General features: G+C 35.6%; 12 protein-coding genes. 1 reads left to right on the top strand and 11 read right to left on the bottom strand.

Annotation, left to right across the window (positions count from 1 at the left end; translation table 11 throughout):
* Window positions 1-78 precede the first annotated feature (78 nt).
* Complete coding sequence (locus tag DS745_RS14985; protein WP_129079045.1) at window positions 79-2154, bottom strand: sigma-54 interaction domain-containing protein; 2076 nt, start codon at window positions 2152-2154, stop codon at window positions 79-81.
* 207 nt (window positions 2155-2361) lie between these two features.
* Between DS745_RS14985 and DS745_RS14980 the strand changes: the two genes are divergently transcribed.
* The gene (locus tag DS745_RS14980) at window positions 2362-2601 is read left to right on the top strand and encodes a DUF2627 domain-containing protein (RefSeq protein ID WP_129079044.1); all 240 of its coding nucleotides are present in this window, start codon (window positions 2362-2364) and stop codon (window positions 2599-2601) included.
* A 45-nt stretch (window positions 2602-2646) separates the two neighbouring features.
* Here DS745_RS14980 and DS745_RS14975 read toward each other — a convergent pair whose 3' ends face one another.
* The 10 genes from DS745_RS14975 to ahrC form a co-directional block, all read right to left on the bottom strand.
* Window positions 2647-3408: a hypothetical protein gene (locus DS745_RS14975; RefSeq protein WP_129079043.1), complete on the bottom strand. Its 762-nt coding sequence runs from the start codon at window positions 3406-3408 to the stop codon at window positions 2647-2649.
* Window positions 3399-4079, bottom strand: a complete 681-nt coding sequence (locus DS745_RS14970; protein ID WP_129079042.1) for a glycosyltransferase family 2 protein — start codon at window positions 4077-4079, stop codon at window positions 3399-3401. Before DS745_RS14970 ends, DS745_RS14975 begins: the two co-directional genes overlap by 10 nt.
* Window positions 4076-4531 carry a hypothetical protein gene (locus DS745_RS14965; RefSeq protein WP_129079041.1) on the bottom strand — a complete coding sequence of 152 codons (456 nt, stop codon included), beginning with the start codon at window positions 4529-4531 and terminating at the stop codon, window positions 4076-4078. Before DS745_RS14965 ends, DS745_RS14970 begins: the two co-directional genes overlap by 4 nt.
* A 3-nt stretch (window positions 4532-4534) precedes the next feature.
* Window positions 4535-5659: a putative cytokinetic ring protein SteA gene (steA, locus tag DS745_RS14960; RefSeq protein ID WP_129079040.1), complete on the bottom strand. Its 1125-nt coding sequence runs from the start codon at window positions 5657-5659 to the stop codon at window positions 4535-4537.
* A gap of 338 nt (window positions 5660-5997) precedes the next feature.
* Entirely contained in the window at window positions 5998-6735 is a 738-nt protein-coding gene (gene pflA / locus DS745_RS14955) for a pyruvate formate-lyase-activating protein (protein ID WP_129079039.1), read from the bottom strand.
* Window positions 6736-6740: 5 nt separating this feature from the next.
* Window positions 6741-8969 carry a formate C-acetyltransferase gene (gene pflB / locus DS745_RS14950; RefSeq protein WP_129079038.1) on the bottom strand — a complete coding sequence of 743 codons (2229 nt, stop codon included), beginning with the start codon at window positions 8967-8969 and terminating at the stop codon, window positions 6741-6743.
* Window positions 8970-9328: 359 nt separating this feature from the next.
* Window positions 9329-10123, bottom strand: coding sequence for a sporulation transcription factor Spo0A (spo0A, locus tag DS745_RS14945; RefSeq protein ID WP_129079037.1), 795 nt, complete (start codon window positions 10121-10123; stop codon window positions 9329-9331).
* 301 nt (window positions 10124-10424) lie between these two features.
* Entirely contained in the window at window positions 10425-11699 is a 1275-nt protein-coding gene (spoIVB, locus tag DS745_RS14940; protein ID WP_129079036.1) for a SpoIVB peptidase, read from the bottom strand.
* 111 nt (window positions 11700-11810) lie between these two features.
* Window positions 11811-13556, bottom strand: coding sequence for a DNA repair protein RecN (gene recN / locus DS745_RS14935; RefSeq protein ID WP_129079035.1), 1746 nt, complete (start codon window positions 13554-13556; stop codon window positions 11811-11813).
* A gap of 26 nt (window positions 13557-13582) precedes the next feature.
* Entirely contained in the window at window positions 13583-14032 is a 450-nt protein-coding gene (gene ahrC / locus DS745_RS14930; RefSeq protein WP_129079034.1) for a transcriptional regulator AhrC/ArgR, read from the bottom strand.
* Window positions 14033-14125: the final 93 nt, after the last annotated feature.

Below are 14125 nucleotides of genomic sequence, written 5' to 3'. Positions count from 1 at the left end.
TGTAAATCCATGTATTATGTACACTTTTTGTTCACAATTCCTTCAATATACCATGCAACATTTATCATACCATGCAACTTATTGCATGTCATTTATTTCAATGTTGTATTTCTCCATCTTATAATAAAGATTTCGGATCGATAATTCTAAACTCTTAGCGGTAGCCGTTTTATTCCCTTTATGCTTTTGCAGAGCCTGTACGATCTGTTCTTTTTCGAATTGCATCACTTTTTTAGAAAGTGAACTTACCTCATTACTATTAGGAGCAACTTCTTGCGTTGTTCTCATTTCTTTTTGATTTTCTGACGTTAGGTCAGGAATGTGATGTTTGTCCATCTCCAATTCATTATAACGCATGAAAATCATCGCCCGACCGAGAACATTCTCCAATTCTCGAACATTACCTGGCCAATTATAATCCATCAACATTAATTCAGCTTTTCTAGTAAGGCCTGTAACGTTCCTGCCATAGTCTTGATTAATTTTTAGTATTAGATGAGTTGCCAAAGCCGGAATATCTTCTTTACGTTTTCTTAGTGGAGGAATATAGATAGGCATGCGATTAATCCTATAGTATAAATCTTCCCGAAATGTATTTTTATTTATACCCTTTTCTAAGTTTACGTTCGTGGCTGCTATTACTCTAACATTAATTGAAGTAGGCTTCGTTCCTCCTACTCGAATAATCTCACCTTCTTGAAGAACACGGAGAAGTTTTGCTTGAGTATTTGTTGAAAGCTCACCTATTTCATCTAAGAAGATACTCCCTCCATTCGCCTCTTCAAAAAGACCTCTTTTCCCGCCCCTTTTTGCCCCTGAAAAAGCTCCTTCTTCATATCCAAAGAGTTCGCTTTCTAAAAGGGTTTCTGAAATAGCTGCACAGTTGACTCGAACAAATTTATTGTATTTACGGTCACTTTCATTATGAATAGCATGAGCGAATAACTCTTTACCGGTCCCCGACTCACCTCGAAGTAAAATCGTTGCAGGAGTAGAGGCTGCCAATTGTGCTTGTTGGATGGCAAAGTTCATTTCTTCAGAAGTTCCTATAATGTCATCAAAAGAATATTTAGCTTCTAAAGTTCGAATAATTTGTCTAGCCCTCTCTAGCTCGTCTGTAAGAGATTTAATTTCTGACATATCATGAAGAACCCCAACACTACCTTTTAATATTCCATCAACAATAACTGGAGCAACATTTACAATTACATCTTTTTTCTTAGGACCTACCTTCATTCTTGTTCCTCGAACAGCTTTCCGATTTTTCAACACATGCATATGCATGCTTTCACCTTCTGAGATATCTGTCGTAGCAGGCATCCCGATTACTTGATCAGCAGTTAAGCCCGTTAACCTCGTATAAGCTGGGTTAATCATTAGTCCTATGCCATTTTCATCAACAACTGATATTGCATCGTCTGAAGAAGAGAATATAGCTTCTAACATCGTTTGAATACTTTTTAAGTTTGTAACCTCTTCTGCCATTTGGACAATTTCTGTAATATCCTTAAATACCGCAAGTGCACCAACTATTTTGTTGTCATGAACCATCGGCACCCGAGTTGTGACTATTTTTAATCCATTATGTAGTTCTTGGGTCTTATTCATCTCCACTTTACCAGTTAGGAGCACTCTATTTAATTCAGTAGAGGGTAAGACATCTTGAATATTCTTACCTACAACGTCTTCTTTGTTCAATTCAATCATTTGTTCCGCACTTCTGTTTATAAGGGTGATGGTTGACTTTTCATCAATCGCGATCATTCCATCATGGGCAGAATTTAAAATGATTTCTTGTTTTGAATAATAATTTTTCAATTGATCAATTAGTGTTTCTTTTTCTTCAATTAGGTTAAAAAGTAACGTAGCAACAGAACTAGGGATTAAGACAACCTCAGACCGTTCACAAGCTTGTTTCAATTGTAGAAATAATTCTTCTTCTCCGGTTGCTTCAACCACAACGTCCACTTCATTCGTTAACAATAAACGCCAATCTGCATTCGTATTAATTCCGAGTTTCTTTGCTAAGCTAATACCAGGACTATTCATATTCTTATCAGCAACTGCAATGACTTCCATCATATCAGCCTCAACTAAAATCTTAAGTAAAGCTGTTCCACCTTTGCCTGCACCAACGATTAAACATTTCTTCATTAAACAAAACACCTTCTCGCTTTTCATGAGCATGATTTAGCTTATTCATGTTAGAGTTTATAATGGTCAGATCTCTCTCTTAACTATACACTATGAGAGCATTAACAAACAAAGGAATATATCATTTGGACAAGTCCCAATAGTTTTAGTAAAATGACCATAAGGCGTTTTTTCATGCTTATTATTCTTATAAAGAGGGTTTTCATTATGCAACGTTTTTTAGCTCTAATGATACTAGTTATTCCAGGCCTTTTCGCAGTCTACGGCATAAAATTAATGAGGGATATATTCTTTCAAATACTACATTCACCTTTCCCTTCATTATGGCTTCAATTTCTAGGTGGTTTCATGTTTCTAATTTTAGGACTTGGCTTTATAGGTGGTTTTGTCTTTTACCGTGATCGAAAAAACAACAAAGTAGCCCCTCGTTTTAAGAAGCAAAATTAAACATAAAAAAGGAAGAAGCTTTTATTTATTAAAGCTTCTTCCTTTTTATGAAACACCCCAACGATCTATCTTTCTCAATAGCGGTGTTTTCTCTATCCATTCCGATATAGAGAACCTCTCAGTAATTAAAATAATGAGTAGATAAAAACTAATTAGAAGCCACTGCCACGTAATTGATAAGTGAACAATCGCGACAACACTTAAAACTCCCCCCAAAAGTGTAGCCCCATTATCACCTAACATCCCTTTTCTAGTTCCTTCAAAATACATCAAGCAAAGAGCAATAAACAAAAGAGATAAGATCGTTGAAAGTGTCATCTGATAAAATAACGGCAAAAAAAACAATAGGTGAATTGACATGACCTTCCAAACCCTTAAAGGTCTAGTATCGAACAAGTTCATCACGTGTGGAGGAAGAACTAATAATAAGAACATTGTTAGCTTCTCCATAATTCCTCCCTCTACTAAGAATATGACAGAAAAAGAAACTGCTAACGTACTCACTAATTTCAGAAAACCAGTTGTTACTCTCCCTGTCCTAAAAAACAAACTGACGTGTCCCTTTAATCCTTTTGGATACTTTGTTCCAAAGCGATCATCAATAAATCCAGTTACATATAAGACAGATAAGTATAAAAAAAATACTGCATTAAGTAAAAAGGAAAAGTAGAGGATAGCTATAAAAACCCCTAACCCTAAACTATATGGCACTTCCACCCCTAAATAATTCTTAACACTCCAGCCGACAGATTTAAAAAAAGAAGAACAGACCCATAATATAATTGGATAGATAATAACTATTGCCATGATGCCCTCATTTTCCTTAATGTTCTCTCCATATCAAGCCATTGTTTCCCGCGATGTAGAAAACCATCTAAATCTTTCCCTGTCGCTCGATGAAAAAAACTCACTTCCACTTCATCTACAACTGCACCTGCCTTTAGCAGGTCAACGGTCATCGCCATTTCTACACCAAAGCCTATGTAGTCCTTTTCTAGTAAAGTAGGCAGCCAATTCTTCTTTAATGCTCTTTGACCTGATAGCGGTGCCTCAAACCACTTTCCTGTTCTTGAAAATATTAATTTCTGAGCACGGTGCTTCATTAATCCAATGCCTCGCTTTTTCTGCAAAGGTAATTTCGCGATGACACAATCTAAATTATCCACTTCTAGCTTCTCTACTAAACGTTCTCCCTCTCTAGCAGTTATACCTAAATCAGCATCCAATGAGACGATTATATCGCCCTTCGTTCTCTTCCAACCCTCTTTTAAAGCAGTTGCTTTTCCTTTATTCTCCTTAAACTTAATAACTTCATCACAATACTTTTCAGCAATAGTTGCTGTATCATCTCGACTGCCATCATCTACAACAATTAATTCGTTCACCCAAGAACAGCGATTCAAGGTGACCAAAGTCATTTTAATAAGATCTTCTTCATTAAAGGCTGGAATTACAACACTTATTAATGGTTTTTTCATTGAAGCAACTCCTCTTTCATCCTTAATAATGATAGGTACATTAAATTTACATCTACCTCATGTTTCGGGATAGCTTTAAGAGTCAAGTGTGGTAACCCATACGTTTCCTCGAGTTCTTCTCCTAAGGAAATAATAATTCCTTGCTGATATAAACCCATGGTTTCAGGTAATCTTTCTAAAGTGACTCCAATACTCCCTAATAATAAGTTTAAATTTTGAAAATGTTCATCTTCTGCAGTTGTATAGAATCTGATATCATTAAACTCATTTTCTACATAACGCACCCACGACTGTTTTTCTTGAATCAAGAGATCATTCTCAACCCTCAACCGTTGTACATATTTCATCTGCTCATCACTTAACCACTGTTTGTCAAAAACAACACCCACAATAATTCCAAAAACTAAATAAAATGAAACTGTCAGTAACTGTATGATATTTGTTTTTTTCATTTATCATGACCTCCCAGCCCACCATTGAAAAAACAATGAGACAAACAACTCAAACCTTTGACTAAAGCCGATAAAAAGGACAGCTACTGCAGCAGGTAATAACGTCCATGTTTTTATTTCTCGTTCTTCATGAAACAAAGAATGAATACCTTTTAGATCTACTAGTACATGTCCGACTTTCATTCTTGTTAATAAAGTAGAACCCATACCAATTCGACCCTTTTCTAAGAATTCATTCATACCGAGTCTTGTCCCAATTGTATATAACTTTTTCGCCCCAGAACAATATGCAAAAATGGTTGCTACATCCTCACTAGTCCCCAGAAACTTTATTCGTTTATAAGGTAAACCGAGTGAGTTAATTCTTACTTCTCCAGGTGATCTTCCATCACGATAGGTATGCACCAATAACTGAGCACCGCTTTTTAACGCTTTTTGTGAAACAGAATCCATGTCACCAATGATAAAGTCCGGTTTAACTCCAATCTTAAGTAAACCGTCAGCTCCCCCATCTACAGCTATTGTTATTAATCTCTTTCTTTTAATAATCTGTTTTAATTGAACTAAATCTCGTTCATAGTTTGCTCCTCTAGCTACAATCAAAACCTCTTTATCAAGAAATTGACGTAATACTGGTAAGCTTTGAACTTCACTGACAAACAAATTTAATTCTTTTTCACTATAATATAGCGAATTGCCAACAAAGGATTTAAATTGCTCTGGAAAACGAGATTTTGCTAGCAATTTTAATTGTCTTACTTGCGTATTACTGTAACGAACAACCTTGCATAATTCTTTCCATGCTCCAGCTTCACTCAAAAAAAGAGTGTTTTCCTTTATCATGATAAGTTTCCCGTCCAACTTTACTGATAACTCTTCTTCTATATCAAACACTGGTATATTTGAGTTAAGTAAAGCCTCAACCCCATTATGAAAGAACAGTCCACTCATCGATGTCCTAAAGTTAATAACTGCTTTGACTCCACACTGAATTAATTTTTCGGCAGCTACCGGATCAATATCTTGATGAACAACAACGGCAATACTCTTTCTAGGAAGACGTTCAACTAACCTTTTAGTTTTATCATCTTGAAATGCATTTCCTTTGATCTTTTCAATAGACAACATACTAGCCACCACTTTTATATGTAAGTATAGATTCCAATTTTAGTATTAGACATTTCCTTAATTTTCATCCAAAATTCCAACTTGTTTTTGTTAGGCTCTTTTCTTAAACAATGTTGCTTATTTACGCTAAAATAATTGGACACATACCTTAGATGAAGATCATCTAATAAATTAAGTAAGAAAAGAGCAATACTTACTAAATTAGTTGTGAGTTCTTAGTACTTTGTGTAAAAATCCGGCTTTTGGGATTTTTACGAAAGCAACAAACTTTGCGAAAACAACCTTTTGATAATCTGTTGATTACCACTTAACTATCAACAAAAGAGAAGAGTGTAACCTTAAAGGCCACACTCTTGACATGTTTCTTGTTTTTTCGTTAATAGACGATACGCTTCATCTACTTCTTCCTGTTTAGGTGGTTTCACTCCGATCAAGGTATTCGTTAATCCTAATTGTTCCCATTTATATTCTCCCATTTTGTGATAGGGAAGAATTTCTACTTTCTCAACGTTCGATAGTGTTGCTAAGAAGGCTCCAAGGTCAGTTAAGTCTTGTTTATCATTAGAAAGGCCAGGGACTAATACATGTCTAATCCACACAGGAATTCCCTTATCATTTAGAAGTTTTGCAAAGTTCAACGTGTTATTGTTAGACATCCCTGTAATCTGTTTATGTTTTTCTTCTTTAATGTGTTTAATGTCAAGCAGAACAAGGTCTGTCACTTCTAATATTTCCTCTAAGTTCCCGGGTTTGACAGATCCAGAAGTATCTAGTGTAGTATGGATTCCTGCTTCTTTACATTTTCTGAAAAACTCCAAAACAAAATCAGGTTGTAACAATGGTTCACCACCACTTAATGTAACTCCACCATTAGAAAACTTCATATAAGGTAAGTAACCTTTAGCCTCTTCTAATAATTCTTCTACACTTTTTTCAATTCCACCGTTTAACTTCCATGTATCAGGATTGTGGCAGTACGCACAACGCAATACACATCCTTGGAGAAAAACGATAAATCTTAGTCCCGGGCCGTCTACTGTTCCGCAAGACTCAACTGAGTGAATTCTTCCTAACATATTTATCACATACTTTCGTGGAAAGTACGGTTAATCACATCAATTTGCTGCTCTCTTGTTAACTTAATAAAGTTTACAGCATACCCTGAAACACGAATTGTTAACTGTGGATACATTTCCGGATGCTCCATCGCATCTAATAGCTGTTCACGATCAAATACGTTAACATTAATATGGTGTCCAGTCTGTGATGCATAACCGTCTAATATAGCAGCTAAGTTACTAATTCGAGTATTTTCGTCTTTCCCAAGTGCTTTTGGAACAATTGAGAATGTGCAAGAAATACCATCTTGACAATCTTCATAAGGAATTTTAGCTACTGAATTTAATGAAGCCAACGCTCCTTTTTTGTCGCGCCCGTGCATCGGATTAGCTCCAGGAGCAAACGGCTCTCCTGCTTTTCTTCCATCAGGAGTATTCCCTGTCTTTTTACCATAAACAACATTCGAAGTAATTGTTAACACTGATTGAGTTGGAACTGCATTACGGTACGTTGGTTGATTGCGTAATTTCTCCATAAAATTCTTAACAAGGTGGGTAGCAATGTCATCTACACGAGGGTCATTATTCCCATATTGCGGAAACTCACCTTCAATTTCATAATCAACAGCTATTCCATCCTCATCTCGGATAACTTTTACTTTTGCATATTTAATTGCACTTAACGCATCAGCAACTACTGACAACCCTGCAATTCCACAAGCCATTGTACGTAAAATATCTTTATCATGAAGTGCCATTTCAATTCTTTCGTAGCTATACTTATCATGCATGTAGTGAATCACATTAAGAGTATTCATATAAAGCTCAGCTAACCAATCTTGAAACTTCTCAAATTTTTCTGTTACTTCTTCATAATCAAGGTACTCAGATGTAATTGGCTCGAAATTAGGACCAACTTGCATTTTCAGTTTTTCGTCAACTCCACCATTGATTGTGTATAGAAGAGCTTTTGCTAAATTTGCACGTGCTCCGAAGAACTGCATTTGCTTTCCAATACGCATAGCAGATACACAACAAGCGATACCATAGTCATCACCATAGTCGGCTCTCATAATATCATCATTCTCATATTGAATTGAACTTGTCATGATTGACATTTTCGAACAAAACTTTTTAAATCCATCTGGCAGTTGTGTTGACCATAGAACCGTTAAGTTGGGTTCAGGAGCTGGACCTAGATTAACTAATGTATATAGGAAACGAAATGAGTTCTTTGTAACTAGCGGACGACCATCTAAAGACATACCTGCTAGCGATTCAGTTACCCAAGTTGGATCTCCACTGAATAACTCATCATAGTCAGGAGTTCTTAAGAATTTAACTAAACGAAGTTTCATAACAAAGTGATCAACAATTTCTTGAGCTTCCTGTTCTGTTAACAAGCCTGCTTTTAAATCTCTTTCAATATAAATATCTAAGAAAGTCGATACGCGACCTAAACTCATTGCAGCTCCATTTTGCTCTTTAATAGCTGCTAAATAGCCAAAATACAACCATTGAAACGCTTCTTGCGCTGTTGTTGCAGGCTTTGAAATATCGAACCCGTAAGACGCCGCCATTTCTTTTAATTCTTGTAATGAGCGTATTTGTTCAGAGATTTCTTCACGATCACGTATAACCTCTTCACTCATTACACCTTTTTCTAGACCCTTTTTCACAAGCTTTTTGTCTTCAATCAAACGATCTACTCCGTATAAAGCAACACGACGATAATCACCGATAATTCGTCCGCGCCCGTACGCATCTGGTAACCCAGTAATAATTCCTGCTTTACGTGCAGCTAACATTTCACTAGTATATGCATCAAAAACACCTGCATTGTGTGTTTTACGGTAATCCGTATAAATCTTTTCAATCTGTGGATCAAGCTTAAAGCCATAGGCTTCACAACCTGCAGCCATCATACGAATTCCACCTGTAGGTTGAATTGAGCGCTTTAGAGGGGCATCCGTTTGCAAACCAACAACTTGCTCTTTTTCTTTATTTAAATACCCTGGCGCATGAGATGTGATTGTAGAGATTGTTTTTGTATCAACATCAAGAACCCCACCATTTTCACGCTCTTTTTTCATTAGATCTAACACTTGATCCCAAAGCTCTTTTGTTCTGTCTGTCGGGCCAACTAGAAATGTGTCATCACCAGCATATGGATCCCAGTTTTTATTAATAAAATCTCTAACATCAATTTTTTCTGTCCATTCCCCACTATTAAAACCTTTCCAAGCTTCCATTTTTACATCTCCCTCTCTGAACAAAATTCATATAATATGTTGGTGTGATTATTTATACATACAATATGATTTTTTTTTATTATACTAAGATTTTGGTCTACTCCAATTGTGTTTCATCTTTTACTTATTATCTGTATTACATTTTTCATACTCTTATTATATATTGTAATCGAGGATTTGTTTTTGACAAAACAGTGAATTTACTAGAAATTGTACACATTTCCGATGATTTTTTGTCTGATATACCCAACCCATACATGACCTGTTATATATCTACAGTTTTACTGTTATATAATTCAACACATAAAAAAACTCATTCCTATACTATTTAGAAGGAATGAGCTTTTTTATGTTTAGTTTTATGAAACTTTATGTTCGATACGAAGTTTATCTGCAACCATCGCAATAAATTCTGAGTTTGTTGGCTTTGCTTTAGTATGACTAACTGTGTATCCAAATAAGCTTGAAATTGACTCAATGTTACCACGACTCCATGCAACTTCAATCGCATGACGGATCGCACGCTCTACTCTGCTTGAAGTTGTATTAAATTTCTTAGCAATATCAGGATATAGAACCTTCGTAATTGATCCTAGTAATTCAATGTCGTTATAAACCATTGTAATCGCTTCGCGAAGATACATATAACCCTTAATATGAGCTGGTACACCAATTTCATGAATGATACTAGTTATACTTGCATCTAGGTTAAATTGTTTTGGTTCTTTTCTTGAAGTAAATTGCATAGAAGCTGATTTATGTTGAATAATCGGTTGAAAGTGACCACTAACTTCCTTCACCTTGTTTATTAAAGTCTCCATGTCAAATGGCTTTAGAATATAATATGCAGCTCCAAGTTCTACTGCTTTTTTAGTTACATCCTCTTGTCCAAATGCAGTCAACATAATAATATTAGGTCTCTTTCCTAAACCTTGTTGATTTAGTCTTTCCAGTACAGCTAATCCGTCCAAATGAGGCATGATTATATCTAAAATTAATACATCAGGTTGTTCTTCTTGAACTAGTGATAAACATTCTTGTCCGTTGTACGCAACCCCAGCTACTTCCATATCATTTTGACTTGATATATATTCCTCAAGCAAACTTACTAATTCCCTATTATCGTCAGCAATACAAACTTTTATTTTTTGCACCGATTGTTCCTCCCTGTAGATATATAAAATACTTTTTTATCCATCACTTTAAATTCGACAATCGGATAAAAAATCCTTTTTATTTTTTAAAAAAATATTAAATTTCTTTATTTTTTATAACTTTTTGCCGTTTCTCTCTCGTTTTCGACTATATTCGATGCTTGACAACAACTTTTCAAGTGTTTGTCGAAAAATCTTTGTTACTTATTACTATAATATCATGAACTGAACTACAAAAGTATGTATTTTTGTATAAAAATAATAAATAGATCTAATCTAAAAAAGAAAAGGCATAAGTCGATTAACTCGCCTTTGCCTTTTCCTTACTATAGATATCAACACCAGCTTCTTGTAACATCCATTCAATATGACATGCATAGCCACTTGTGGGGTCATTAACAAAAACATGAGTTACGGCACCAATTACCTTGCCATCTTGAATAATTGGACTTCCACTCATTCCTTGTATAATTCCTCCAGTAGCTTCTAAAAGTTCAGGATCCGTAACCTTGATAACCATTCCTTTAGTAGCTGGAAATTTCTGTGGTACCGAACTTACAATTTCAATATCATATTCTTTAACTTCTTCTCCATCAACAACTGTTAAAATTTTAGCAGGTCCTTCCTTTACCTGATGAGATAATGTTATCGGTAACGCTTCATCTGAGATATCATTTTTCATTGGTTCATGTAACTTTCCAAAAATTCCGAAAGGACTATTCTTCGTAATAGTTCCTAATATTTTTCGATCATTTGTAAAACGGGCTAGTTTTTCTCCAGGATCACCATTGCTGCCTTTTTCTATAGAAGTAACCAATGAGCTAACAATTTGACCATCGTTTACAACAATTGGCTTTTGTGTATCCATATCTGAAATTACATGTCCTAATGCCCCATATTTCTTAGAATTTGGTTCAAAAAATGTTAATGTACCAACACCAGCTGCAGAATCGCGAATATACAGACCTAAACGGTAGGAACTTTCTCCTTTTGCTTTCAAGGGGATTAATTTCTTCTGTAATACTTCATTATCTCTAATTACTTCTAGCTTTAATGACTCCTCATTTTCGCCAGCTTCTTGAACAAGTGGAGTAACTTGGCTCATATTTTCAATTTTCTTACCATTAATTTTCGTAATTATGTCGCCAACCTCAATTTCAGCAATTTCCCCAGGAGATTTTTCACCGTCATCACTATTCACCAAGTGATGACCTACGACTAATACCCCTAGTGTATTTAGTTTTACCCCGATTGATTGGCCTCCCGGGATCACTTTTATATCCTTTAATACACGAACATCGACATTCTTTACAGGAGCCCCTCCCACTGTAACTGTCACGTTAGCATCTCCTTGGCTATTTGCTAAAACTGCAAATTGTTCCTCATTAACTGAAACATTTTCATTGGTTGAGGACATCTTAAATACAGGTAAAGCTTTTTGCAACTGTTCTTGTTGGCCTTCCATAAGAACCAACTCCAGTGGGATACTGACGTATTCTTGGACCGGTTTTGTAAAACCGATACCTATAATGAAAACAAGGAGAATTACACCTATAACTTTTCTAGTTTCTATCATGAATATACTTCACTCTCCTCGCTCCTAACCTACACCTCCATGTTTGGCTGTAATATTAATGTTGCCTCACAGAAGCTTATTTATAACTCTTATTATAGAAAAAAGCTAACCTTAATTGGTTAGCTTTACATATACATCTTTAATTTTATTTGCCTGGGACAATAATTCTTTAGCACTTTCTCTTGTTAAGGGTGTTGTCTCAGCTCCAGAAAGCATCCTAGCTATTTCTTCCACTTGATTTTCCTTTGATAAGGTGGTTACTTTTGTAACTGTTTTGTTTTCTAGCTGCTCTTTGGAAATGTATAAGTGGGAGGAAGCCATTGCTGCTACTTGAGGCAAATGAGTGATACAAAGTACCTGGGAGTTTTTTGATATATTATATATCTTCTCCGCGATTGCTTGTGCTACGCGACCACTAACACCTGTGTCAACTTCGTCAAAAATTAGAGACGTTATTCCACGGTGTATGGAGAAGATTGATTTTAAAGCAAGCATAATTCTAGAAATTTCTCCTCCTGAGGCAATCTTTGCTAACGGCTTTATCGGTTCACCGGGGTTAGTTGAGAGTAGAAATTCAACTTTATCAATACCCGCTTCGTGAAAATGAACATGCTTACCATTAATAAGTGGATCTCTAACAGATGAAGATCTTTCAGATATCTCAACTTGGAACTTGGTTTTTTCCATAAATAAATCTTTTAACTGTTGGTGAATTTTCTCCACTAATTCATTTGCAACAGCCTGTCTCAGTTCTGTTAGGTTTGATGCCTCAACAAAAAGATCCTCACATACACTATCTCGCTGAGTCTCCAGTTCTTGAATTTTTTCTTCCCTGTTTAATAAGGTATCGATTTCTTCTTCGATCTTAGCTGAATATTCTAAAATATTTGTGACATCAGCTCCGTACTTTCGTTTCAACTGAGTAATCTCATTTAACCTAGCTTCAACCATGTTTAGACGTTCGGGATGAAACTCTATTCCTTCATAATAATCCCTTAATGAAAATGTAGCTTCCTCCAATAAATAATAGCAGTTACTTATTGTCTCTTTTAAACCCTTTAGTTCTTTATCAAGGTTTGCGGCATCCTCCACGTTGTTCATGGCAAATAAAATCCAATCTAGACCTTTCCCATCTCCATATAAAGCATGATAACTATCATGAATCGTTTTATATAATTTCTCACTATTCGCAAGCTTAAACCGCTCTTCTGATAAATGTATGTCCTCTTCAGGTTTTAATTTGGCTTTTTCAATTTCATTCAATTGATATTGAAGTAAATCTAAACGTTGAGCTAACTTCTGCTCATTCTCTGAAAACTGTTTTACCCTAGCGCTAAGCTGAGTAAAACTTTTAAAGAGCTGCTTATATTCAAGTAGTGAACTCGTGATCTTGTCACCAGCAAATTGGTCTAGTAGAGATAGATGCCTTTCTGCTTGCATTAAATGTTGGTGTTCATGCTGACCATGAATGTCCACTAAATTTTCCCCAAGTTCTCGAAGAATACCTAAAGTAACAAGCTTTCCATTTACTCTACAAATGCTTTTCCCCTGTGATGTTATATCACGTTGTAAAACAATCATCTGATCTTCGCTAATTTCGATCCCTAGTTGCTCTGCCTTATAATAGATTTCATGGGATAAGTTGTCGATGTGGAATAAGCCTTGGATTTCAGAACGATTGGCTCCATGACGGACAAACTCTGCAGATCCTCTCCCACCAATCAATAAACTAATTGCATCAATAATGATTGATTTCCCCGCACCTGTTTCTCCAGTTAACACCGTTAACCCTTTTTCAAAGGGGACTGTTAGATTTTCAATAATGGCAAAGTTCCTGATGGATAGTTCAACTAACATCTTTCTTCACTTCCTTTTATCTTCGCCTATAACATTTCTAAGAAACGCTCACTTAAAATGGGGCTATCTTCTGTAGTTCGACAAATAATTAAAATTGTATCATCACCACAAATCGTACCTAAAATTTCATTCCAGTCTAAGTTATCAATAAGAGCACCTACAGCGTTTGCATTTCCAGGTAATGTCTTCATTACTATTAAGTTGTTTGCACGATCAATACTTACAAAGCTATCCATGAGAGAACGCTTTAACTTTTGTAAAGGGTTAAAACGTTGATCTGCTGGTAGACTGTATTTATATCTCCCGTCTTGCATCGGAACCTTTACTAAATGTAGCTCTTTAATATCTCGAGAGACTGTCGCTTGTGTCACATTAAACCCCGCATCTTTAAGTGTATCTACAAGTTCATCTTGAGTCTCAATTTCATTGTTCGCAATAATCTCACGGATTTTTATATGACGTTGTCCTTTATTCATTAAATTTCCTCCAATTGAATGTAAACCCATTTCGTTAAAGATGTACAAACATATATTACCTGTATATTAACTTATTTTTATACATAATACAAT

Source organism: Anaerobacillus alkaliphilus, from assembly GCF_004116265.1.
Lineage (GTDB): Bacteria > Bacillota > Bacilli > Bacillales > Anaerobacillaceae > Anaerobacillus > Anaerobacillus alkaliphilus.
Note: the sequence above shows the minus strand (reverse complement) of the source record. Positions and strands in the feature narration are given on the sequence as shown.

Coding starts and splice junctions, on each gene's coding strand:
- DS745_RS14985 (WP_129079045.1), bottom strand. CDS start 2,154: ATGAAGAAATGTTTAATCGTTGGTGCAGGCAAAGGTGGAACAGCTTTA.
- DS745_RS14980 (WP_129079044.1), top strand. CDS start 2,362: ATGCAACGTTTTTTAGCTCTAATGATACTAGTTATTCCAGGCCTTTTC.
- DS745_RS14975 (WP_129079043.1), bottom strand. CDS start 3,408: ATGGCAATAGTTATTATCTATCCAATTATATTATGGGTCTGTTCTTCT.
- DS745_RS14970 (WP_129079042.1), bottom strand. CDS start 4,079: ATGAAAAAACCATTAATAAGTGTTGTAATTCCAGCCTTTAATGAAGAA.
- DS745_RS14965 (WP_129079041.1), bottom strand. CDS start 4,531: ATGAAAAAAACAAATATCATACAGTTACTGACAGTTTCATTTTATTTA.
- steA (WP_129079040.1), bottom strand. CDS start 5,659: ATGTTGTCTATTGAAAAGATCAAAGGAAATGCATTTCAAGATGATAAA.
- pflA (WP_129079039.1), bottom strand. CDS start 6,735: ATGTTAGGAAGAATTCACTCAGTTGAGTCTTGCGGAACAGTAGACGGC.
- pflB (WP_129079038.1), bottom strand. CDS start 8,969: ATGGAAGCTTGGAAAGGTTTTAATAGTGGGGAATGGACAGAAAAAATT.
- spoIVB (WP_129079036.1), bottom strand. CDS start 11,699: ATGATAGAAACTAGAAAAGTTATAGGTGTAATTCTCCTTGTTTTCATT.
- recN (WP_129079035.1), bottom strand. CDS start 13,556: ATGTTAGTTGAACTATCCATCAGGAACTTTGCCATTATTGAAAATCTA.
- ahrC (WP_129079034.1), bottom strand. CDS start 14,032: ATGAATAAAGGACAACGTCATATAAAAATCCGTGAGATTATTGCGAAC.